This window comes from Achromobacter sp. AONIH1 (assembly GCF_002902905.1).
Lineage (GTDB): Bacteria > Pseudomonadota > Gammaproteobacteria > Burkholderiales > Burkholderiaceae_B > Achromobacter.
In genome coordinates this window covers 756,014-778,634 of the sequence record NZ_CP026124.1, presented here as the reverse complement: position 1 = coordinate 778,634, position 22,621 = coordinate 756,014, and the positions used below count along the sequence as shown (strand labels likewise).

The 22,621-nt window shown below is 67.4% G+C and carries 17 protein-coding genes, 1 CRISPR repeat array and 1 riboswitch (1 of these 19 only partly in view); of the genes, 8 read left to right on the top strand and 9 right to left on the bottom strand.

The genetic code is table 11. The features are described from left to right. A CRISPR array of direct repeats spans positions 1-696; the repeat unit is 28 nt; unit sequence GTTCGCTGCCGCACAGGCAGCTTAGAAA; it reaches 1,906 nt to the left of the window's first position. 82 nt (positions 697-778) lie between these two features. Continuing rightward, a complete protein-coding gene (locus C2U31_RS03560) occupies positions 779-2,206 on the bottom strand; it encodes an amidase (RefSeq protein WP_103271582.1) in 1,428 nt (475 codons plus the stop codon). 90 nt (positions 2,207-2,296) lie between these two features. After that, a complete protein-coding gene (locus C2U31_RS03555; protein ID WP_103271581.1) occupies positions 2,297-3,601 on the bottom strand; it encodes an MFS transporter in 1,305 nt (434 codons plus the stop codon). An 82-nt stretch (positions 3,602-3,683) separates the two neighbouring features. Here C2U31_RS03555 and C2U31_RS03550 point away from each other — a divergent pair, with 82 nt between their 5' ends. Beyond that, positions 3,684-4,685 (top strand): Lrp/AsnC family transcriptional regulator, encoded by a 1,002-nt coding sequence (locus C2U31_RS03550; RefSeq protein ID WP_103271580.1) that lies wholly within the window; start codon positions 3,684-3,686, stop codon positions 4,683-4,685. 89 nt (positions 4,686-4,774) lie between these two features. Beyond that, the gene (locus tag C2U31_RS03545; protein ID WP_103271579.1) at positions 4,775-5,668 is read left to right on the top strand and encodes an alpha/beta fold hydrolase; all 894 of its coding nucleotides are present in this window, start codon (positions 4,775-4,777) and stop codon (positions 5,666-5,668) included. A gap of 43 nt (positions 5,669-5,711) precedes the next feature. Here C2U31_RS03545 and aspA read toward each other — a convergent pair whose 3' ends face one another. The 7 genes from aspA to C2U31_RS03510 all read right to left on the bottom strand — a co-directional run bounded on the left by aspA (position 5,712) and on the right by C2U31_RS03510 (position 15,838). Then, positions 5,712-7,160, bottom strand: a complete 1,449-nt coding sequence (aspA, locus tag C2U31_RS03540; protein WP_103271578.1) for an aspartate ammonia-lyase — start codon at positions 7,158-7,160, stop codon at positions 5,712-5,714. Positions 7,161-7,207: 47 nt separating this feature from the next. Continuing rightward, positions 7,208-8,164 carry an amino acid ABC transporter substrate-binding protein gene (locus C2U31_RS03535; protein WP_103271577.1) on the bottom strand — a complete coding sequence of 319 codons (957 nt, stop codon included), beginning with the start codon at positions 8,162-8,164 and terminating at the stop codon, positions 7,208-7,210. Between the two features lie 22 nt (positions 8,165-8,186). Then, a complete protein-coding gene (locus C2U31_RS03530) occupies positions 8,187-9,497 on the bottom strand; it encodes a dicarboxylate/amino acid:cation symporter (protein WP_103271576.1) in 1,311 nt (436 codons plus the stop codon). A 79-nt stretch (positions 9,498-9,576) separates the two neighbouring features. Beyond that, a complete protein-coding gene (locus tag C2U31_RS03525) occupies positions 9,577-10,575 on the bottom strand; it encodes a C45 family autoproteolytic acyltransferase/hydolase (RefSeq protein ID WP_103271575.1) in 999 nt (332 codons plus the stop codon). A gap of 13 nt (positions 10,576-10,588) precedes the next feature. Next, positions 10,589-12,046: a biotin carboxylase gene (locus C2U31_RS03520; protein WP_103271574.1), complete on the bottom strand. Its 1,458-nt coding sequence runs from the start codon at positions 12,044-12,046 to the stop codon at positions 10,589-10,591. After that, positions 12,043-14,925: an aminotransferase class I/II-fold pyridoxal phosphate-dependent enzyme gene (locus tag C2U31_RS03515; protein WP_199770943.1), complete on the bottom strand. Its 2,883-nt coding sequence runs from the start codon at positions 14,923-14,925 to the stop codon at positions 12,043-12,045. Before C2U31_RS03515 ends, C2U31_RS03520 begins: the two co-directional genes overlap by 4 nt. A gap of 37 nt (positions 14,926-14,962) precedes the next feature. Beyond that, positions 14,963-15,838: a carbon-nitrogen hydrolase family protein gene (locus C2U31_RS03510; RefSeq protein WP_233772628.1), complete on the bottom strand. Its 876-nt coding sequence runs from the start codon at positions 15,836-15,838 to the stop codon at positions 14,963-14,965. Positions 15,839-16,291: 453 nt separating this feature from the next. Between C2U31_RS03510 and C2U31_RS03505 the strand changes: the two genes are divergently transcribed. The 6 genes from C2U31_RS03505 (at position 16,292) to metF (ending at position 22,426) form a co-directional block, all read left to right on the top strand. After that, positions 16,292-17,749, top strand: coding sequence for a PLP-dependent aminotransferase family protein (locus C2U31_RS03505; RefSeq protein WP_369869778.1), 1,458 nt, complete (start codon positions 16,292-16,294; stop codon positions 17,747-17,749). Between the two features lie 97 nt (positions 17,750-17,846). Then, positions 17,847-18,083, top strand: coding sequence for a DUF1289 domain-containing protein (locus C2U31_RS03500; RefSeq protein WP_103271572.1), 237 nt, complete (start codon positions 17,847-17,849; stop codon positions 18,081-18,083). 78 nt (positions 18,084-18,161) lie between these two features. After that, positions 18,162-19,202, top strand: a complete 1,041-nt coding sequence (locus C2U31_RS03495; RefSeq protein WP_103276242.1) for a glycosyltransferase family 1 protein — start codon at positions 18,162-18,164, stop codon at positions 19,200-19,202. A gap of 88 nt (positions 19,203-19,290) precedes the next feature. After that, positions 19,291-19,417: riboswitch (S-adenosyl-L-homocysteine riboswitch) on the top strand. 97 nt (positions 19,418-19,514) lie between these two features. After that, complete coding sequence (ahcY, locus tag C2U31_RS03490; RefSeq protein WP_103271571.1) at positions 19,515-20,933, top strand: adenosylhomocysteinase; 1,419 nt, start codon at positions 19,515-19,517, stop codon at positions 20,931-20,933. A gap of 117 nt (positions 20,934-21,050) precedes the next feature. Next, on the top strand, positions 21,051-21,386 hold the full coding sequence (locus tag C2U31_RS03485; RefSeq protein WP_103271570.1) for a phage holin family protein: 336 nt from the start codon (positions 21,051-21,053) through the stop codon (positions 21,384-21,386). 197 nt (positions 21,387-21,583) lie between these two features. Continuing rightward, positions 21,584-22,426, top strand: coding sequence for a methylenetetrahydrofolate reductase [NAD(P)H] (gene metF / locus C2U31_RS03480; protein WP_103271569.1), 843 nt, complete (start codon positions 21,584-21,586; stop codon positions 22,424-22,426). Positions 22,427-22,621 lie beyond the last annotated feature (195 nt).

Below are 22,621 nucleotides of genomic sequence, written 5' to 3'. Positions count from 1 at the left end.
CATCGACACCATGACGGTGTTCGCTGCCGCACAGGCAGCTTAGAAAAAGAGCCCACGCGCACGCTGAACCAGAACGCCGTTCGCTGCCGCACAGGCAGCTTAGAAATTCTCGGCTCTCCATGTACAGCCAGCCGTAGGGTTCGCTGCCGCACAGGCAGCTTAGAAAATGAAGGAGATCGCACAGGCGGCCGGCTGCTCGTTCGCTGCCGCACAGGCAGCTTAGAAAAAGCGTCGCTGTTGGGCCTGCGTTGGCTTCTTGTTCGCTGCCGCACAGGCAGCTTAGAAAAGTCTCGCCCCTTCGGGCTTCAATCGCTCACGGTTCGCTGCCGCACAGGCAGCTTAGAAAAGCTTGCTGAGGAGTCTTGGCCGCCTGCAACTGTTCGCTGCCGTACAGGCAGCTTAGAAATACACGATGATGTGCAATCTACACGATGCCGGGTTCGCTGCCGCACAAGCAGCTTAGAAAAGTCGCCGTATTCGCGGCCGCCGTAGATTTCCGTTCGCTGCCGCACAGGCAGCTTAGAAAATCCTGCCGGGGTTCTTCGCGCGCGCGTGAAGGTTCCAGGCAGCTTAGAAAATCGGCAACATGCCGGCATGGCTATTCGCATCGTTCGCTGCCGTACAGGCAGCTTAGAAGGGCCACAGGGGCGCTTGCCAGCGCGGCGTGGGTTCTCTGCCGTACAGGCAGTGTTGAAAAAAACCGAATCCAGCGCCACCTTGAGCGGCAAGTTCGCAGTCGCCCAAACACCACAACCTCGCCGCCTGCCCTCCCTGGTCCCTACAACCCCCAAGCCCCCACCTCCGGCCGCCTGACCTCCACCCCCAACACCCCCTCCACCGCCGCCGCGCAATCCATCAACGCTGCATCCTCCCCCGCCGGCGCCAGCAGCTGCACCCCGATCGGCATCCCCTCCCCATCAAACCCCGCAGGCAGCGAAATCGCCGCAGCGCCCAGAAAGTTGGCCGGGCGCAGCAGCTTGCCCAGGCCGGCGTGGCGCAGGTCGGCGGCGTCCAGCGGTTGAGCGGCCTGGTCGCAGGCGGGCATGAGCAGCGCGTCGTGGCCCTGCATGGCGCGGGCGTAGGCGGCTATGTCGGCGTCGCGGCGTTGCAGGGCGGCCTCGTAGTCGGCCTGGCGGATGCGGCCGCCGGCCGCGATGCGCGAGCGCACCACGGTCCAGAGCGGTTGGGCGGGGTCTTCGGCCAGCGCGCCGTAGTAGCGGTAGGCCTCGTAGGCCAGCACCAGCGAGTTGTCCTCGGCCATGCGGTCGAAGGACAGGCCGGGCGGGGGCGTCCAGGTTTGGGGCGTGTGGCCGGCGGCGGCCAGCTGGTCCAGCGTGTGGCGCCACAGCGCGAGGCTGGCCTCGCCCAGCGCGGCGGGCCAGGCCTCCGGCGCCAGCACGGCCAGCGGGCCGGGGGCGCGCGTTTCGAGATGGCGCAGCGCGGTCACGCAGCCCGGGGGCAGCGCCAGCGTGGCGGCGTCGTCGACGTCGGGGCCGGACAGCAGCACGGCCAGCGCGCGCGCGTCGGCGACATTGCGGGCGATGGGGCCGAGCACGTCCAGCGTGTCCGACAGCGGCAGGCTGCCGGCGCGGCTGATCAGGCCGGTCGACGGCTTGTAGCCGACCAGGCCGTTCAGCGCCGCCGGCGCGCGCACGGAGCCGCCGGTGTCGCCGCCCAGCGCGATCGGCGCCAGCCCCGCGGCCACGGCCACGGCCGCGCCGCTGGACGAGCCGCCCGGCGCGCGGGCCTGAACGGCGTCCCAGGGGTTGCGTGCGGTGCCTTGCGTGCCGTTCTGGCCGGACAGCCCGAACGCGAATTCGGTCATGCGCGTCTTGCCCAGGATCACCATGCCGTGCGCGGCCAGCGCGCGCAGCGCCTGGGCGGTGCCGGCGCTGATCTGGCCGGCGCGCGCCTGCGAGCCCAGCGTGGCTTCGGTGCCTTCCCATTGCACGCTGTCCTTCACCGCCACCGGCACGCCGTGCAGCGGGCCCAGCACGATGCCGGCGGCCAGCAGCCGGTCGGCGGCGTCCGCCTGCGCCAGCGCGCGCTCGGCCGTGACCACGCTGTACGCGTTGAGCGCGCCGGCGCGCTCGATGCGGTCCAGGAAATGCGTGGCGGCCTGGCGCGACGTCAGCGTTCCCTGACGGATGGCGCGGCCGATGCCGAGGGCGTCTTGGAAGTGCAGGGCGGTATCGGGTGCGGACATGGGGCTTCCTGAAAATGAAACGGCTTTCCGGACCTGGCGGTGCCGGAAAGCGCGGGGACGCGCCGCGCGGAGGGCGGCGTCGGGCGGGCCTTAGCGGAGCTTCTGGCCGACCGTCTCGGGCATGCGGATGAAGGTGATCAGGGTGATCACGGCGCCGGCTAGCACGTAGTAGAAGAACCAGCGTTCCATGCCCTGGCTTTGCAGCCAGGTCAGCAGGTAGGGCGTGGTGCCGCCCAGCAGCGCCACGACCAGGTTGTAGGGCGTGCCGATGCCGACGGCGCGCACGCTGGTGGGGAACTGCTCGGACATGATGGCCGGCGCGATGGACGTGTACATGGCGTAGAGCACCAGGCCGAACAGTTCCACCGCCAGGATCGAGCCGAAGGACGGGCCCAGCGTGGTCATCAGCGGGTAGAAGAAGATCAGGTAGCCGGCGGCGAACACGATCAGCTGCGGCTTGCGGCCGATGCGGTCCGACAGCGCGCCGAACAGCGGCTGCACCAGCATGAAGACGATCAGCGCGACGGTGTTGGCGGCGAAGGCGGTCTTCGGATCGGCGTGCACCTGGCGGATGGCGTAGGTGGGCACGTAGGCCACGAAGATGTAGAACGCGAAGGTCGTCAGGATGGAGAAGCCGACGATGCGCAGCACTTCCACCGGATGCTCGCGCAGCAGGGTGCGCAGCGGCTGCTTTTCCACGCCGGCCTTCTTGCTGTGCGAGAAGGCTTCGGTCTCCGGGATGGAGCGGCGGATCCACAGGCCGGCCAGGCCGCCCAGCGCGCCCAGCAGGAACGGAATGCGCCAGCCCCAGGCGGCCATCTCGGGCTTGGTCAGGGTGGACGTCAGCGCCCAGCCCACGGCGGACGCGGCCAGGATGCCGACGGCGGCGCTGAAGAACACGAAGCTGGAATAGAAACCACGGCGGTTGGACGGCGCCATTTCCGCCAGGAAGGTCGTGGCCGAGGCATACTCTCCGCCCAGCGACAGGCCTTGCAGCAGGCGCGCGGCGGTCAGCAGCAGCGGGGCGGCCAGGCCGATGGTGGCGTAGGTGGGAGTGACGGCGATGATCAGCGAGCCGCCGGCCATCATCAGGATGGTCAGGCCCAGCGCGGCCTTGCGGCCGTAGCGGTCGGAGAAAATGCCCAGCAGCCAGCCGCCCACCGGGCGCATGAAGAAGCCGACCGCGAAGATGCCGAACGAGGCCAGCAGCGCGGTGGTCTCGTTGCCTTCGGGGAAGAACTGGCTGGAGAAGAAGATGGCGAAGGATGCGTAGATGGTCCAGTCGAACCATTCGACGGCATTGCCTACACTACCGGCCAGGATGGTGCGGGCGCGCGACACGGGCGCGGCGGCGGCCCCCTGCTTGGCGTGCAGGGTCGTGGAGGGGCTGCTCATGAAGTCCTCAATCAGGTGTTTATTTTTGGTCAAAAAGACCGTCTAATTTTTATGATTTGGTAATTTCCGCCACGTTAGATTAATGAATATGGTCACGTCAAGTAAGGGTAAGCCCCTAATGCCAACACTCGATGACACCGATCTGGCCTGCCTGGTGGCCCTGCAGGCCGAACCCCGCGCGTCCTGGCGCGAGCTGGGGGCGGCCACGGGCATCGCCGAGCGCACGGTGGCCCGGCGCCTGAAGCGCCTGATGGACGCGGACGCGCTGCGCGTCATCGCCGAGCCCGACCCGCTGGTCACCGGTCGCGGCGTAGTGCTGCATGCCTGGGTGCGTTGCCGTTCCGGGCGGGTGCCGGACGTGGCCGAAAGGCTGGCGGCGCTGGACAGCTGCCAACTGGCGGTGACGCTGGCCGGCTCGGCCGACCTGATGGCCGAGCTGACGCTGGCCGACGAGGCCGACATGCCGGACTTGGTGACGCGGGTGCTGCCTTCCATCGACGGCGTCGAGCATGTCGAGGCGCGGCTGGTGCTGCGGCCCTTCCGCCGCGCTGGCCAGTGGCGCATCCTGGCCGAGGCTGGCGCCGCGCTCGAGCCTGCGCCGTCCAATCCGCCCGCCGCGCTCACGGAGTCCGAGCAGCGCCTGGCCGGCCATCTGATGCGCGACGGCCGCGCCAGCCTGGCCGAGCTGGCCGAGCAGGTCGGCGTCAGCGAGCCCACCGCCCACCGCATGCTGCAAAACCTGGTGGACCGGCGCGCGTTGAGCTTCCGCGTGGAAGTCGAGCCGTCGCTGGTGGGCTTTCCGGTGGAGGCGGTGATTTCCGTGCAGGTGCGGCCTCAGGCGGTCAATGCGCTGGCCGCGCACCTGGCGCGCGATCCGAACACGCGCTGCCTGTTCGGCACCAGCGGCGCATCGCAGCTGTTCTGGCATGTGCTGTGCCGCGACAGCCCGCAGCTCTGGGACGTGGTGACGCGCCGGCTGGGCGAACTGGAAGGCGTGCTCAACAGCGATGTGGCCGTGGTGATGCGCGCGCACAAGCGCTGCGGCATCGTGCGCGCCGGCCCGCTGCTGGGCGCCGAAGACTGAGGGCGCGGCGCAGGGCCGGGATGAGGCGGACGTCCGGTCCGCGAGGCCGGCGGGCGTCTTCCCGGGGGGCAAACGACACAGGACGATCCATGAGCGATAGCGATTTCTTCGACCTTCCGATCCGCCTGCACGCCGTCAATGGCGTGCGCATCGCCGCCCGCGTCGGCGGCGACGGGCCGCCGCTGTTGCTCTTGCACGGCCATCCCCAGACCAGCGCCATCTGGCATCGCCTGTGGCCGACACTGACGCGGCATCGCACCTGCGTGGCCGCCGATCTGCGCGGCTATGGCGACAGCGACAAGCCGCCGGCCGCGCCTGGCCACGCCGCGCATTCCAAGCGCGTCATGGCCCAGGACATGGCGGCGCTGATGCGCGCGCTGGGGCACGAACGCTACGAGGTGCTGGCGCATGACCGTGGCGCGCGCGTCGCGCACCGGCTGGGGCTGGATCATCCGACGGCCGTCACGCGCCTGATGCTGCTGGACATCGCGCCCACGTTGGATATGTACGAGCACACCACCCGCGCCTTCGCGCAGGCGTACTTCCACTGGTTCTGGCTGATCCAGCCCGCGCCCATGCCGGAGACCATGATCGAGCGCGATCCGGTGTTCTACCTGCGCTCGGTCATGGGCGGGCGGCCCGGCGGGCTGGCGCATTTCTCCGCGCGGGCCATGGCCGAGTACGAGCGCGTCGCGCGCCTGCCCGGCTGGGCCACGGGCATCTGCGAGGACTACCGCGCTTCCGCCACCGTGGATCTGGAGCATGACCGCCAGGGCCGAGCCGCCGGCGAGCGCCTGCGCATGCCGGTGCGCGCGCTGTGGGGCGAGCGCGGCGCGGTGGGCCGGAACTTCGATGTGCTGGCCCTGTGGCGCGCCATCGCCGACCAGGTCGACGGCGGGCCGTTGCCGGGCGCGCATTATCTGGCCGAGGAAATCCCCGACGAGGTGTTGCGCGAGGCGGGCGCGTTTTTTGGATGGGCTTGAGGCGGGCAGGCGCCACCGGCGCGTGCCCAGCCCATCCGTCCGTCTAGCCCTGTGACGCGCCAGCCGGCCTGCGCACGGCGGCCGGGTGCATCGCGACGGGGTGCGTGAGCGTTTCCGGTTGCAGGATCTCGTCGAGCTGGGCCTTGGACAGCAGGCCCCGGCTCAGCACGATGTCATAGACGCTGCCGCCGCTCAGGTGCGCCTCCTGCGCCACGGAGGTGGCATTGGCGTAGCCGATGTACGGGTTCAGCGCCGTCACGATGCCGATGGAGTTCTCGACCGATGCGCGCAGGCGGTCCGCGTTGGCGGTAATCCCTTTCACGCAGCGTTCGGCCAGGGTCAGGCAGCCGTTGCGCAGATGGCTGACGCTTTTGAAGATGCTGTGCGCGATGATGGGCTCGAAGGCATTGAGCTGCAACTGTCCGGCCTCGGCGGCGAAGCTGACGGTGACATCGTTGCCGATGACCTCGAAGGCGATCTGGTTGACCACTTCCGGGATGACCGGATTCACCTTGCCGGGCATGATGCTGGAGCCGGCCTGCATGGCCGGCAGGTTGATCTCCCCCAGGCCGGCGCGCGGGCCGCTGGACAGCAGCCGCAGGTCGTTGCAGGTCTTCGACAGCTTCACCGCCACCCGCTTGAGCACGCCGGACAGCTGCACGAACGCGCCGCAGTCCTGGGTGGCCTCGATCAGGTTGGGTGCCGTCTGCAGCGGAATGCCGGTGATCTTGCGCAGGTGCATCAGCACCAGCGGCGCATAGTCGGGATGCGCCGTGATGCCGGTGCCGATCGCCGTGGCGCCCATGTTGATCTCGCAGATCAGCATCACCGCTTCGCGCAGTCGCGCCTGGTCCTCGCCCAGCATCACGGCATAGGTGCTGAATTCCTGGCCCAGCGTCATCGGCACCGCGTCCTGCAGCTGGGTGCGGCCCATTTTCAGCACGTCCTTGAAGGCCTCGGCCTTGGCCTCGAACGCCTCGCGCAGGATGTCCATGGCGTCGATCAGTCCGTGGACGCCGAACCAGGTCGCGATCTTGAGCGCGGACGGGTAGACGTCGTTGGTGCTCTGGCCGATATTCACATGCTCGTTCGGGTGCAGGACATGGTAGTCGCCCCGGTTCTGGCCCAGCAGCTCCAGCGCCCGGTTGGCTATGACCTCGTTGGCGTTCATGTTGGTGGACGTGCCCGCGCCGCCCTGGATAACGTCGACCACGAACTGATCGTGCAGCCGGCCCTTGATCAGTTCGTTGCAGGCTTCGATGATGGCGTCGCAGCGCCGTTCGTCCAGCAGGCCAAGCTCGCAATTGCTCAACGCCGCCGCCTGCTTGATATAGGCCAGCGCCCGGATCAGCTCCGGATAGGTCGATATCGGGATGCCGGTGATCGGAAAGTTCTCCTGCGCACGCAAGGTGTGCACGCCGTAGTAGGCGCAGGCGGGGACCGCGCGGTCCCCCAGCAGGTCATGCTCGTCGCGGAATGCCGGGTCGCTCATCATGATGGTCCTCGTTGCGGGACGTCGGTCCCGCTGTGGCGGGTGCGTTATTGTGATTTGATGGCCATGGTTTCGATCAGGGTCTGCAGCTGCGCGCTCATGGGCAGATCCAGGCTGGCGCCGGTGGGCAGCTTGCGCAGGAACCAGCGGCGGTACTGGCGCTCGATCTCGCCATCCTCGGCCAGCACCTGGAAGCTGTCCTTGACGAGCTGGGCGAGCTGCGGATCGTCCTTGCGGAACATGATGGCGTAGGGGTCGTAGGACAGGTAGTCGCCCACCACCACCATTTCGGCGCCGCCGCCCGCCTTGCCGTGCTGCGCCAGCAGGCCGTACAGCAGCACATCGTCGGTGGCGAAGGCGTCGGCCTCGCCGCGGGTCACGCGCGCGTAGCCGTCGGCGTGCGTGTTCACGACCTGCAGCCGCATGCCGAGCTTGAACTTCTGGTCCAGGTCGCGCAGCGCCTTCTCGTTGGTGGTGCCGGCCGTCACCGCGACCGTCCTGCCCGCCAGATCGCGGAACGAGCTGATCGGCGATCCCCACTTGACCATCACCTTGGTGCCGGCCACGAAGATGACCGGGGAAAAGGCCACGCGCTTCTGCCGCTCGACATTGCTGGTGGTGGACCCGCACTCCAGGTCGACGCGGCCCGTGACCACCGCGTCGATGCGGGAGTCGGCGGTGACCGGCACCCATTGGATGTCGACTGTTCTTTCGATGGCGTCCTCGATGGACGACACCAGCGCCTTGCACAGCTCGATGGAGTAGCCCACGGGCTGCTTGCGGGCGTTGAGGAAGGAGAACGGGATCGCGTCTTCGCGATAGCCCAGCGCGACGCTGCCCGTGCTGCGGGCCTTGGCCAGCTTGCCGGTCAGGGTCGTGAACGTGATGCGCGCGGCGTCGGGCAGGGACGATGCGCCGCTTTCCTGCGCGCCGGCGGGGCCGGTCAGCAGGGCGCCCGCCGCGCAGAAGGCCAGCAACGGTTTCCAGACAGTTCGGGAGGCCATGACGGTTTCCTTGGAACGGGACTCAGGCTTGCGCGGGGCGCGCCTGACTGGTCTTGAGTTCTTCATCCATCCGCGCCGCATTGGCGTCGGCCTCGGCTTCCGGCAGCAGCTCGCCCTCCCATTTGGCCACCACGGCGGTGGCGATGGAGTTGCCCACGGCATTGGTGGCGGAACGGCCCATGTCGAGGAAGGTGTCCACGCCCAGGATCAGCAGCAGGCCGGCCTCGGGAATGTCGAACTGGTTCAGCGTGGCGGCGATCACGACCAGCGAGGCGCGCGGCACCCCGGCCATGCCCTTGGAGGTCAGCATCAGGATCAGCAGCATCGTGATCTGCGTGCCCAGGGAAAGATGGATGTCGTAGGCCTGCGCGATGAACAGCGTCGCGAAGGTGCAGTACATCATCGAGCCGTCCAGATTGAAGGAATAGCCCATCGGCATCACGAAGCTGGAGATCTTGCGCTTGACGCCGAAGCGATCGAGCGCGTCCAGGATCTTCGGGTAGGCGGCTTCGGAGCTGGCGGTGGCGAAGGACAGCATGAAGGCTTCCTTGATCAGCACCAGCAGCTTGAGCACGCGCGGCCCGAGGAACAGGAAACCCGCCAGGATCAGCAGGCCCCACAGCATGAACAGGCTGGTGTAGAAGTCGCCCATGAAGGCGGCGAACTTCAGCAGGATGCCCAGGCCGTTGACCGCCACGGTGGCCGCCATGGCCGCCATCACCGCCAGCGGCGCCAGCTTCATCACGTAGCCGGTGATCTTGAGCATCACGTGCGCCAGTTCGTCGACTGCGGCCACCAGCGTCTTGCCCTTCTCGCCCAGCGCGGCCAGCGCCACGCCGAAGAACATGGAGAACACCACGATCTGCAGGATCTCGTTGTTGGCCATGGCCTCGGCGAAGGACTTGGGCACCAGATGGCTGACGAAATCCTTGAGCGTGAACTTGGACGTCGCCAGGTTGGTCGCCGAGCCGATGTCGGGCAGCGGCAGTCCGAGGTTGTGGCCCGGCTGCAGCCAGTTGGCCATGATCAGGCCCAGCACCAGCGAGAACAGCGAGGCGATCACGAACCAGCCCAGCGCCTTGGCGAACACGCGCCCGACCGAGGCGGCGTCGCCCATGTGGGCGATGCCCACCACCAGCGTGGAGAAGACCAGGGGGCCGATCAGCATCTTGATCAGGCGCAGGAAGACATCCGACATGATCGAGATGTAGCCGGCGACCTGCGTGGCCGCCTTCTTGTCGGGGAAGTTGACGAAGATCATGTAGCCGATCACGATGCCTATCACCATCGCGACCAGGATCCAGGCGGCGGGGGGAATCTTCTTCTTGTTCATGTTGTGTCTCCATGATCCACGCATCGCTTTGATGCGCGGGAAAGGGCGTTGCGCGGGGTCTCTGCGGAAATGTCGCGGTCTACTGCGACGGAGCGCGGTAGAGGATGTCGTGGTGGCCTTCCTCGAATGTGCGCAGCGATTGCGCCCAGACCGCGCCCGGCCAATGCAGGTCGATGCGGCCGGACAGCGGGCGGTACACGGCCGTGTACAGCGTGCCGTAGCCGCGCGCCCAGGCGTTCTGGTACAGCGGGTCGGCCAGCAGTGTCTCGGTCAGCGTCTGCGCGCTCGCGCGGTTGTCGAGCTGCCGCTCCATGGCCTCCAGCCGTTCGTAGGCGCGGGTGGCGCGCGCGTGCTCGGGCCACTCGATGACGCGCTGATAGTTGGTGACCGCCTTGCGCCGCGTGACTTCCACGGGGCGGTCCGGGCCGACGAAGACGGTGGCCCAATCCGCCGCCTTGTCCAGCAGCGTGACGCTGTAGCTCATGTGCACCGGCACGCGCTGCAGGATGGAAATGGCCTGGGCGGTGTTGCGCGCGGTTTCCAGCACGTAGCGCAGCACCAGCGGGATGCCGAAGCCGATGCCCGCGACGGTGCGCCCGCCGAACGACAGGGACGCGGCCAGGCCGTCCTCGTTGACGCCGTCCAGCGCGCCCCACAGGCAGTCGCCCATCGCCGCCACGCGCCGCCCGGTCCAGCGCGTGGCCAGCCAGTTTCCCTCCAGCAGCGCCGGCGCGAAGTCGTAGTTGCGCAGCAGCGCGGGCTCGTCGCGGCCTTGCGGGTCGATCCATACGGTTTGCGAGCAGCCGGCGATATAGGCGGGCGGGCACCACAGCGACAGGAAGCGGGCCTCCACATCGCCGCCGCCGGCCAGTTCGGCCAGCTGTTCCCAGACCGGCACCAGTTCGGGCATGTGTTCGCGCAGGGCGCGCCGGCATTCCAGGTAGGTCGGACGCCCGACCACGCGGCCGCGCAGGAACCACGAGCGGTAAGCGGGCCAGGAGCGCTCGAACAGTGCGTGCCATTTTTCTCCGGGCTGGTCCTGCGCGATGGCCTGGAAGCGGATGCTGATGGGCGGCATGGCGGCGTCTCCCCTACAGGATCTTGAACGAACCGGGCGCCGGCGCCGCGTCGTGCTGCGTCGTCATGACCGGCTTGCCCGCGTAGTAGTTCTTGATGCCTCGGATCCAGTCGCGCGCGCGGATGTTGAGCTTGAAGTTGTCGTCCATCGAGCGTCCGCGCGTGATCAGGATGCCCAGGTCGGCGCCCTCGTAGCGGTAGTCGCCCGGCCCGGTGATGCGCATGAAGAAGGCCTCGCGCTCGGTGTCGATGGCGCGGCGCTCATAGTCGAAGCGCTGGTAGGCCACGCTGCCGTCCTCGGCCATGCGGTAGATGCCGGTGGCCGGCGCGTGCGTCACCTGGTCGACCTTTTCGTCGGTGAACTTCATCACCACCTGGGACCAGGAATCGATGAAGCGCGGCTGCGCCCAGCGCTCGTTGATTTCCTTGACGTTCAGATCGAACGGCACGCCCGAGAACTCCAGCAGGTGGAACAGGAACAGCGGCGCGTCGGCATAGGCGAAGGCGGCGTGGTTGGTCATCGGGCTGGCGCCGCAGATGCGCGGGTTCAGTTCACCCAGGTAGACCTCGCCGCTGTCGGTGTCGATCAGGAAGTCCAGGTCGAAGTAGCCGCGATAGCCCTCGGCCAGCAGCTGGTTGCCGAAGCGCTCGGCCATGTCGCGCGCCTTGGCGCGGACCTCTTCGGAGAACGCGCCGGGGAAGACCTCGTTGCCGCACCAGCCGCCCTTGTAGGGTGTCAGCTCGCGCGCGCCCACCACCTCGGTCAGCAGCGGTCCGACCAGCGTGCCGGACTGCGTTGCGCAGGCCTCCAGCGTGGCGCCGCGACAATTGATGCGCTTCATGATCTTGACCTCGGGGTCGTTGACGATTTCGTCCTTGTGCTTGTTGAAATCGTCTTCCGACGCGATGAAGAAGGTGGTGTGGCCCGAGTCGCCGAACGCCGATTGCACCACCAGGTCGCGTCCCAGCCCGTTGCGGTCCGCGATCTGCATCAGGTGCGCGTAGCTGTCCACTTTCTCCAGCGCGTTCGGCACCGAATGCACGCCGGCCTTGTTGCCGATGCGCACCGTTTCCATCTTGTTGTCGCAGCGGGTGCGCAGCGCCGCCGGCGGGAACCAGACCTCCATGCCCAGTTCCTTGGCCAAGGCCTCGGTCTTCTCGTCGAACATCAGGAACGTGGCCACCGGCTTGCCGCCGCGACGCTCGATCATGTCGATCACGTCCTTGTGCTGCAGCAGGTAGTTGTTGATGTCCTCGATGGATTCGAATTCCGCATGCGGCGATTCCTGCGGCACGAACACATTCGGATGGCGTCCGTCGAAGCAGTCGATGTAGTTGATGTAGCGGAAGCGGTTGACCCAGCGATCCATGCCCAGCAGGTTGAAGTTGGTGGCGCTGATGAAGTAGATGGGCCGCTCGTTGCGGTGGAACATCAGCTGCAGATCCGAAATGCTGGTGACTTTGTTGCTCATTTCTTGCTCCTGGAGGCGGGCTTCTTGGCGGCGGGGGACGCCGTGGCGGCAAGCGCCGGTTCGGTCTGCGCGGGCGGGTCGCCGGCCTGCGACTGGGCGGCGCGTCCGGCCAGCGCCAGGGCCGCGCGTGCGGCGGTGGCCTGCGCGGCCAGGTCCAGCGCGGCCTGGCTGAAGATGCGGAAGCCCAGCTCGGGCCGGAAGCCGTGGATCTCGCGCACATCCAGCGCGGCCATGAACTGCAGGATCTCGGCGCTGATGACCTGGCCGGGCACCAGGATGGGAAAGCCGGGCGGGTAGGGGATCACGAACAGCGCCGACACCAGCTCGCGGCCGGCGGCGATGGCCTGGCCGGCCTCGACCATGCCGATGTACTCGCAATTGGCGTCCTCGTAGGACAGGAAGAAGGCGCTGCGGATATCGCCATCGCGCGTCTCGGCGCGTCCTTCCACGCTGCGGCCCCGGAAGGCGAAGTGAAAGCTGGAGAAATCCGGCAGCGGCGGCTGCTCCAGCGTCAGCGAGCGCACCCGCCGTTCGTGGATGCGCCGTTCGATGGAGCTCATATCGGCCACGCGCGCGTCCACGTCGCGGGCGATCTTGACCAGCACTTCGATCAGGTAGGCGATCGCCGAGCGGGTGCTGCCGATGTTCGTCATGAACAGCACCGTGTTGCGCGAGGTCTTGTTGATCTGGATGCCGTACCGGTCCATCAGCTCCTTGTTCTTGAACGTGTCGCCATCCATGCCGGTGGCGCCGATGGTCAGCGTGGCGCGGGTCGGATCGAGCGCGAACTCGTCGGTCTGCCACGCCGCTTCCAGGTTGTCCCAGCCGGTCTCGTCGTTGTAGTAGTTGTCGACGCCGGACTCGCGGTAGGGCGCGGGCACCATGTCCGACACCCGCAGGAAGCGGAAATAGCGCTTGAGCAGGGGGTGATGCAGCACCTGCTCGCGCAGGCTCATCGCCAGTTCGAGCTGGCGCTGGATCAGCTCGTAGCCTTCCAGTTCCACCTGCCTGCGGCCCACGTCCAGCGAGGCCAGGATCTGGTAGTTGGGCGAGGTCGAGGTGTGGGTCATGTAGGCTTCGTGGAAGGACTCCTCGACCTTGTCCTTGAAGTCCTGGTCCCACACATGGATCATCGAGCCCTGGCGCAGCGCGGTCAGCGTCTTGTGGGTGGAGTGCGTGGCGTACACGCGCACCCGCGCCCGGGCGGGGTCGGGCAGCAGCCGGGCGTTGAGCAGCTGTTCGTCGTCGTTCCAGTCGATGCCAGCGGCGAAGGCGGCATGGCGGCGGGCGTAGGCCGGATCCTTGAAGGTCTCGGCCAGCCGGGCGGCGCTGGCCATGCCGGTGCGCTGGCGGTAGATCGGGTGGCAGCGGGCGAAGGCGAACCAGGCTTCGTCCCACAGGAACACGAGGTCCGGCTTGATCGCCAGGCATTCGAGCATGACGCGCTCGACGTCGTAGACGATGCCGTCGAAGGTGCAGTTGGTCAGCAGCACCATGCGCACGCGGTCCAGCGTGCCGGCGCGGCGAAAGCTCAGCAGCGTTTCCTTGATGTGGCGCAGCAGCACCGCGCCGTACATCGAGAATTCATCCAGCGGATAGGAGTCCAGGTAGGCCACCTGCGCGCCGGCCAGCACCAGGCCGTAGTGGTGCGACTTGTGGCAGTTCCGGTCCACCAGCACGATGTCGTCGGGCTTGACCAGCGCTTGCACCACGATCTTGTTGCAGGTGGACGTGCCGTTGGTGGCGAAGTAGGTGCGGCGCGCGCCGAAGGCGCGGGCGGCGTATTCCTGGGCCAGCTTCAGCGGCCCCACCGGATCCAGCAGCGAATCCAGGCCGCCGGAGGTGGCGGACGTTTCGGCCATGAACAGGTTCATGCCGTAGAACTGCGCCATGTCGCCGATCCAGTTGCTGTTCATGATCGCCTTGCCGCGCGCCAGCGGCAGCGCATGGAACACGCCGGTGGGCTGCTTGGCGTAGTCGCGCAGGGCGTTGAAGAAGGGCGTGCGGTGGCGCTCGCCCACGCCCTTCATGATCGAGCTGTACAGCTCGATGTGGTCTTCCTCGCCGAAGAAGATGCGTTTGAAGACTTCGCCGACCTGCGCCGCGATGGCCTCGACGTTGACGTCGGTGACCAGGTACAGGTCCAGTTCGGGCCGGATCTGCGCGATCTGGCGGCCCAGCAGCGGGCCGCGCTCGAACTCGGGCATGTCCTCGACCTTGCCGTCCATGCCGTCCAGGAAGCGGCGCAGCATGTGGTTGTGGTTGACCGAGTGGAATGGGAAGCCGTGGCGGATCACCACCGCCTGCAGGTTGAAGTTGACCAGCGTCGCGATCAACGCGTCCTCGAACGTGGGCACGACCACCACGTCGAAGATGAAGTCGTCGTCGGCGCTGCGCTTGCGCTGCACGCGCCGCCGCAGCGCGTCCTCCTCGCTGGCCGACATCTCGTCGACGATCAGCACTTCGAAGTACGGCCGGGCCAGCTGGGCCTGGCGCTCGCTGTCGGTCTCGATCTGCGAGGGCAGCTCGTGGTCGCTGTCCAGGGTGTTGGCGTCGTGGCGGTAGGTGCGCGCGGCCAGCACGCGGTGGATGCGGCGCGCGGCCTGGTGCGCGCGCGCCAGCTCCTCGCGCTCGATCCAGTGGCACAGCTCGCCGAACACCCGGCCGCCAGGGAAGGCCCAGTAGCTTTCGATCGGCGTCAGCGATTCAACGATCCTGTGCACGTGCGCCAGGCGGCGCGCGCGTTCCGGATCGTCCGGCGGCAGGATGGCCAGGCGGCTCAGGTCGTCGACCAGGTTGATCCAGCCGTCGGCGCGCATTTCCCAGACGCTGCGGTAGCGGCTCAGCGACGTGCCGTTCTTGATGGGGGGGGTCGGCATGCTTGTCTCCTTGCTTTTTTCGTCGCCAGCGCCGATCTCAGTCGGGCTTGGTCAGCGGTCCCAACGTATTCAGATACGGAAAGTCCGGACTCTCGCGCCGGTAGACCTTGAAGTCGCAATCGCGGTCGCGGAAGCTCTTGAGCGGCTGGCCCAGGTTGCGCAAGCCGAGTTCGCGCTCGCGTCGCACGCGCTCGAAGTCCACGCTGATCGGCACGATCTCGGCGCCGCCGTCGGCCTGGTGCAACACATAGCCGGAGGGATCACAGACGATGGAACGGCCCACGCCGCCGTCGCCCACGCCATTGATGTCGAAGAAATAGACCTGGTTCTGCACGGCCGATGCGCGGGCGATGGCCAGCTCGACATCGCGGTCGATGGTGTCCGTCATCGTCGGATGCAGGATCACTTCCGCGCCCATCGCGGCCAGGGTGCGCGTGGTCTCGGGGAACCACATGTCGTAGCAGATCGAGACGCCGAAGCGGCCCGCGCCGGGCACGTCGAAAACGCAGAACTCCGTGCCGCCGGCCACATCGCGTTCATACGGACGGAACGGGAACAGCTTGCGAAAGCGCGCGACGATCTCGCCTTGGGGATTGATCACCGGCATGGTGTTGTAGACCACGGATCCATCCGGGCCATCCACGCGTTCGAACAGCGAGCCCGGGATCAGCCACAGCCCGGTTTCGCGCGCCAGTTCGGTCAGCCGGGTCTCGGTGGGGCCGGGCAGCGGCTCGGCGTTGTGGTGCCGGGGACCCAGGGGCGCCAGCTCGGAGAAGAGCACCATCCGAACCCAGGGAAAGCGGCCGCGGATGTGGCGCAGGTAATTGCCCATGCGCTCGACGTTGTTCTCGAAGGCCGAGACGTTCATCTGCACGCCGGCGATGCCGAAGTTGCCATGCATGGCGCCGTTCATTGTGGATCCTTCCTTTCTACTGATGACTGCTGGCCGGGACATGAGTCGAGTCCCGGAAACGGCTTGTTCGCGAGCAGTCTATGGCTTGGGTGGTTCGTGAAGAAGGTCCAAGAATCGAATTGTTGAAGAACCAATTCCCTGGCGTTGAGAACGCGTTGGCGGCTGCCGGGAAGGCGCGCATTGCCGCGCCGCGCCGTTCAATTTTTCAAGCCATTTTTTCGATGCGAGTTCACTTTCACACCGCGTTGCGCGGCGTAAGATCAAGGCGCTTCGCGATGTGGGCGGGGCCTGTCGGTCTCAACGCGCGCATGGCTGCGAAGCGCAGGGCGCGCACTTTTTCTTGGCGGTCCCCGGCGCGTGGCCCGAAGTGATGTGGTGTGTGATTGGTCCTTTGAACAGGCCGCAGGAATGATTGAAGCGGGAACCAATCCTGAGACGACGCGCAAGGCGCCGCTGGCCGCGACCGGACTGCCGGACTTCGTGCTGCGCCAGTTCAAGCTCGGGCAGCCGTCGCATCAGCAGCTGTATGGCATCTTGCAGGCGGGCATCCGCGATGGCAGCCTGGCGGCCGGCCTGCGGCTGCCGCCCACGCGGGTGCTGGCGCGCACGCTGGGCATCGCGCGCAACACGGTGGTCCATGTCTACGAACAACTGACCTTCGAAGGCTATGTGCAGGCGCGCGTGGGGCGCGGCACCTTCGTCGCCGACGTGTTTCCCCGACCCGTCGTGGCGGCCGGAAAATTCCCGCTGGATCGCAACGCGCCGCTGTCGCGCCGGGGCGAGCGCACGGTGCGCGAGGCGCTGGCCGCGCGTTTGCAATGGGGCGCTTTCGCGCCCGGCGTGCCGGAGCTGCGCATGTTCCCGATACAGACCTGGAACCGGCTGCAGGCGCGCGTGTGGCGCCGCGTCGAGCCGGAGCGGCTGAGCTACGCCACGGGACACGGCGATGCCGGACTGCGCGAAGCCATCGCGGACTATCTGCGAGGCACGCGCGGCATCGCCTGTACGCCGGCGCAGGTGGTGATCACCAGCGGCACGCAGCAGTCCTTGCACCTGGTGGCGCAGCTGCTGGCGGATCCGGGCGACCGGGTGTGGCTGGAGGACCCGGGTTATTGGGGCGCGCGCAGCGTCTTTCATGCCACCGGCCTGGAGAGCGTGGCGGTGGCGGTCGACGGCGAGGGCCTGGCGCCAAGCGCCGCGCAATGGGCCGAGCCGCCGAGGCTGGCGTTCGTGTCGCCGTCGCACCAATATCCCACCGGCGCGCACATGAGCCTGGCGCGCCGCCGCCAGTTGCTGGACTACGCGGCGCAGCACGGGGTCTGGGTGATCGAGGACGACTACGACAGCGAGTTCCGCTACGACGCGCATCCGCTGTCCGCCTTGCAGGCGCTGGACGAGTCCGGCCGGGTGATCTACCTGGGCACGTTTTCCAAGACGCTGTTTCCCGCGCTGCGGCTGGCCTACCTGGTCCTGCCGCCCGATCTGGTGGACGGCTTCGCGCGCGCGTTGCGCGAGCTGTTCCGCGAGGGGCAGACGATGCAGCAGGCGGTGCTGGCGCGCTTTCTGGCGGAAGGCCACTACGCGGCGCACATCCGGCGCATGCGCGGCGTCTACCGCGCGCGCCACGATGCGCTCATGGACGCCATCCGGCGCGAGTTCGGCGAGGCGGTGCCGGTGATCGGCGCCGAGGCCGGGCTGCACATGATCCTGGGCCTGCCGCGCACTGTCGACGACGTGGCGGTGATGGAGCGCGGCCTGTATGCCGGCGTGGCGACGCGGCCGCTGTCGATCTATCACCTCAATCCCGAGGCCGCGGCGCGCGGACTGCTGCTGGGCTACGGCTCGGTGCCCGAGGAGGAGATCGGCCCGCAGCTGAGCAGGCTGGCCGGCGCGGTCACGCCGTTTCTGTAGGCGCCGGCGGCGTATGGCAGGCGTCGGGCGCATTCCCGCCTGGTCGCGGGCAGGGTCTTGTAAAAAGGGACGGTCTGCCGGTGGTAATCTCGCGCCCATGAGTTTGAATTTCGCCGATCTGTCCGAATTGCCCGAGCCCGAAGACGCGCAACGCGCTTTCAAGGCCACGGATTCCCCCTGCGTGGCCGTCTGCTCGACGCTGTTCGACGACATCTGCCGGGGCTGCGGCCGCACGGCCATGGAAGTGGCCAACTGGGTTTTCATGACGGAAGAGGAAAAGCGCGCGGTCTGGATCCGCATCAAGGCCCAGGGCTACCCCCGGCGCAACAATTAAGGCCGCCGGCGCGGCCGGTCTTGGGCATGTCACATAGCGCGGGCTAAATCGCGCTTGTCGACCACTTCCGGCCTCATCATGCGCATCGTCCTGGTCACGGATGCCTGGCATCCGCAAGTCAACGGCGTCGTCCGCACCTGGACGACCATGCTGAGGATCCTCGCCGAATGGGGCCACGAAGTGACCGTGGTCAGCCCTGAAGGCAGCCGCACCATTCCCGCGCCTTCCGAGCCCGACCTGCGGTTATGCCTGCAGCCCGGCCGCCAGCTGCGCCGCGTGCTGGGCGACCGGGTGCCGGACGCGCTGCACATCGCCACCGAGGGGCCGCTGGGCCTGGCCGCGCGCAAGATGGCGCTGGCCCGAGGCTGGCGTTTCACCACCTCGTTCCACACCATGTTCCCCGACTACCTGCAGGCGCGCATGGGCATTCCGGCGGCCTTGCCGTGGCGCTACCTGCGCTGGTTCCACCGGCCCTCGCAGCGCGTGCTGGTGCCCACGCCCACGGTGCGCGACGTCCTGGTCCAGCGCGGCCTGGGCAATTTGCAGATCTGGTCGCGCGGGGTGGACCCCGTCAAGTTCCAGCCGGGCGCGAGCCAGGTGTTCAAGGATCTGCCCCGTCCGGTGTTCCTCAGCGTGGGCCGGGTCGCGCGGGAAAAGAACCTGGACGCCTTCCTGTCGCTGGACCTGCCGGGTAGCAAGGTGGTGGTGGGCGGCGGCCCGGACGAGGCGCGCCTGAAGAAGAAGTTTCCCGACGCGGTGTTCCTGGGCATGCGCAACGACGATGAGCTGCCGGGCTATTACCAGGCCGCCGACGTGTTCGTGTTTCCCAGCCTGACCGACACTTTCGGCCTGGTGATGCTGGAGGCCATGGCCTGCGGCACGCCGGTGGCGGCGTTCCGCAGCGAGGCGCCGCTGGCCGTGGTGCAGCCGGGCGTGACGGGCTGCCTGGACGAGGACCTGGCGCACGCCTGCCGCGAGGCGCTGTCGCTGGACCGGCACGCCGTGCGGGCGCACGCGCTGACGCGCAGTTGGGATGCCATCGCGTCCGACCTGCTGGCGGCGCTGGCGCCGCTGACGCCGCGGGCCGAACCGGACCCGCCGCTGGTGCATGCGGGTTGAGCCGCGCCGTTGGAAGAATAAGGGGTCGGATGCGTTCCGGCCTTGCGGCGCTTTCCCGCAAGGCGGCCAAACCGGTACAATGCCCGACGATCCTGAGGAGCGTTGCGACGATCCGGCTGTTCCCCTTGCGCGGAACACGGCTCGCCAGGCTCAGGAATCCCTGTTCATGCGTCCCGCATCCTTGCGCGGCGCTACAGCAACGGCGCTCACCTTTGTCGCATGTGGCGGGAAAGGCGAGCACACGACCGTCGTGGTGTTTCGCGTTGTCCGGCCCTGTGCGCGCCGTTCGATCTACACGTGGAGCTACACACCATGAACGCTGTGACTGACAAATCCTTCTCCGACTACATCGTCGCCGACCTGTCGCTGGCCGGCTGGGGCCGCCGCGAGCTGGCCATCGCCGAAACCGAAATGCCCGGCCTGATGGCCATCCGCGAGGAATTCGCCGCCAAGCAGCCGCTCAAGGGCGCCCGCATCGCCGGCAGCCTGCACATGACCATCCAGACCGGCGTGCTGATCGAGACGCTGGTGGCGCTGGGCGCCGAAGTGCGCTGGGCCTCGTGCAACATCTTCTCGACGCAGGACCATGCCGCCGCCGCCATCGCCGCGTCCGGCACGCCGGTCTTCGCCGTCAAGGGCGAGACGCTCGAAGAGTACTGGCAGTACACGCACAAGATCTTCGAATGGCCCAATGGCCAGAACGCCAACATGATCCTGGACGACGGCGGCGACGCCACCCTGATGCTGCACCTGGGCACCAAGGCTGAAAAGGACATCTCGGTGCTGGCCAACCCGGGCAGCGAAGAAGAGCGCATCCTGTTCGCCGCCATCAAGGAAACGCTCAAGCGTGATCCGAAGTGGTACTCGACCCGCCTGGCGCTGATCAAGGGCGTGACCGAGGAAACCACCACCGGCGTGCACCGCCTGTACCAGATGTCGCAGAAGGGCGAGCTGGCTTTCGCCGCCATCAACGTCAACGACTCGGTCACCAAGTCCAAGTTCGACAACCTGTACGGCTGCCGCGAATCGCTGGTCGACGGCATCAAGCGCGCCACCGACGTGATGGTGGCCGGCAAGATCGCCGTGGTCGCCGGCTACGGCGACGTGGGCAAGGGCTGCGCCCAGGCGCTGGTGGCGCTGCGCGCCCAGGTCTGGGTCACCGAAATCGACCCGATCTGCGCGCTGCAGGCCGCGATGGAAGGCTTCAAGGTCGTGACCATGGAAGAAGCCGCCGCTCATGGCGACATCTTCGTGACGGCCACCGGCAACTTCCACGTCATCACGCGCGAGCACATGAACGCCATGAAGGACCAGGCCATCGTGTGCAACATCGGCCACTTCGACAACGAGATCGATGTCGCCTCGCTGGCCGACTGCAAGTGGGAAGAGATCAAGCCCCAGGTCGACCACGTGATCTTCCCGGACGGCAAGCGCATCATCCTGCTGGCCCAGGGCCGCCTCGTGAACCTGGGCTGCGCCACCGGCCACCCCTCGTTCGTTATGTCCTCGTCCTTCGCCAACCAGACCATCGCGCAGATCGAGCTGTACACGCGCAATGAAGCCTACAAGTCGGGCGAAGTCTACGTGCTGCCCAAGCACCTGGACGAGAAGGTCGCGCGCCTGCACCTGAAGAAGCTGGGCGTGAACCTGACCACGCTGCGCAAGGACCAGGCCGACTACATCAGCGTGCCGGTCGAAGGTCCTTACAAGCCGAATCACTACCGCTACTGATGCTTGTAGCAAAATAGGGGGACGCCACGCCATGTCGGCGCGGCGTTTTCCGGTTCCAGGGCAAGGCGGCCGCAACCGGGCCGCCGGGTCCCGGAGCTTCAAGACTGGAGGTTGAGCATGTCCATGATTCTCGTCTGGATCCTGAACGCGGTGGCCCTGCTGGCGGTCGCCTACCTGCTGCCCGGCATCACGGTGGCCAGTTTCGGTTCGGCGCTGATCGCCGCGCTGGTGCTGGGCCTGGTGAACATGCTGGTCAAGCCGGTGCTGGTGCTGCTGACGCTGCCCATCACCATCGTCACGCTCGGCCTCTTTCTCATCGTGATCAACGCCTTGTTGTTCTGGTTCGTCGGCTCCGTGCTGAAGGGCTTCCAGGTCAACGGGTTCTGGTGGGCCGTGGGCGGAGCGATCCTCTACAGCATCATCTCCGGCCTGCTGACCAAGTTGATCCCGTAGAGGGGGAAGGCCCACCCCCGAAGCGCTGCGCGCTTCCCCCTCAAGGGGGCATGCCTGCGGACCGGCGGAGCCGGATCCGCGGCATCCCGATGGGGTGGCATCCGTGGGCGCGGTTCCGGCAGAGGGCTCTTGTCCAGCGGTTTCCGGTGGATTGACACTTGTTTCAAGGGGCGCGGTCAGCGTCATGGATAACTGAAATGTCCGAATCGACTTCTCCTGCATTCAGCCTGGAGTTCTTTCCCCCCCGCGACCTGGCCGGCCAGGAACGGCTGGTGCGCGCGGCCAAGCAGATGCTGGCGATCCAGCCCAAGTACGTCAGCGTGACGTTCGGCGCGGGCGGCTCGACGCGCGCCGGCACCGCCGACGCGGTGCGCACGCTGCGCAACCTGGGTTGTGACGCGGCGCCGCACCTGTCCTGCGTGGGCGCGTCCCGCCAGGACCTGCGCGACATCCTGCAGGCCTACAAGAACGAAGGCGTGCGGCGCGTGGTCGCGCTGCGCGGCGACCTGCCGTCCGGCATGGGCGGCGACGCGGGCGAGCTGCGCTATGCCAACGAGCTGGTGTCCTTCATCCGCGAGGAAACCGGCGACTGGTTCCACATCGAAGTGGCGGCCTATCCCGAAATGCACCCGCAGGCCGCCAGTCCGTCGGCCGACCTGGCGCATTTCGTGGCCAAGGTGCGGGCCGGCGCCAACGCCGCCATCACGCAATATTTCTTCAACGCCGACGCCTATTTCGACTTCGTCGACCGGGCCCAGGCCAAGGGCGTGAACGTGCCGATCGTGCCGGGCATCATGCCCATCACCAACCACTCGCAGCTGCTGCGCTTCTCGGAAATGTGCGGCGCCGAAGTGCCGCGCTGGATCCGTCTGCGCCTGGCCGAGTTCGGCGACGACAAGGCCTCGATCCGCGCCTTCGGCGTGGACGTGGTGACCGAGCTGTGCCAGACCCTGCTGGACAACGGCGCGCCGGGCGTGCATTTCTATACGCTCAACCACGCCGAGGCGCCGATGGCGATCTGGCGCGAGCTGTCGCGTTGATCGTTCGGGCAAGCGATACATGAAGAAAGCCGGCGCATGCCGGCTTTTTTCATGGCGCTTCGCAAGCGGGCCAGGCTCAGCAGGGCGGCCAGCGTTGGCGCCAGAAACACGAAAGCCCGCAGCAATTGCTTGCATACGGGCCTCGGATGGTGGGCACGTGAAATTCACATGCGTTGGCCGCAGTGTAGGACAGCC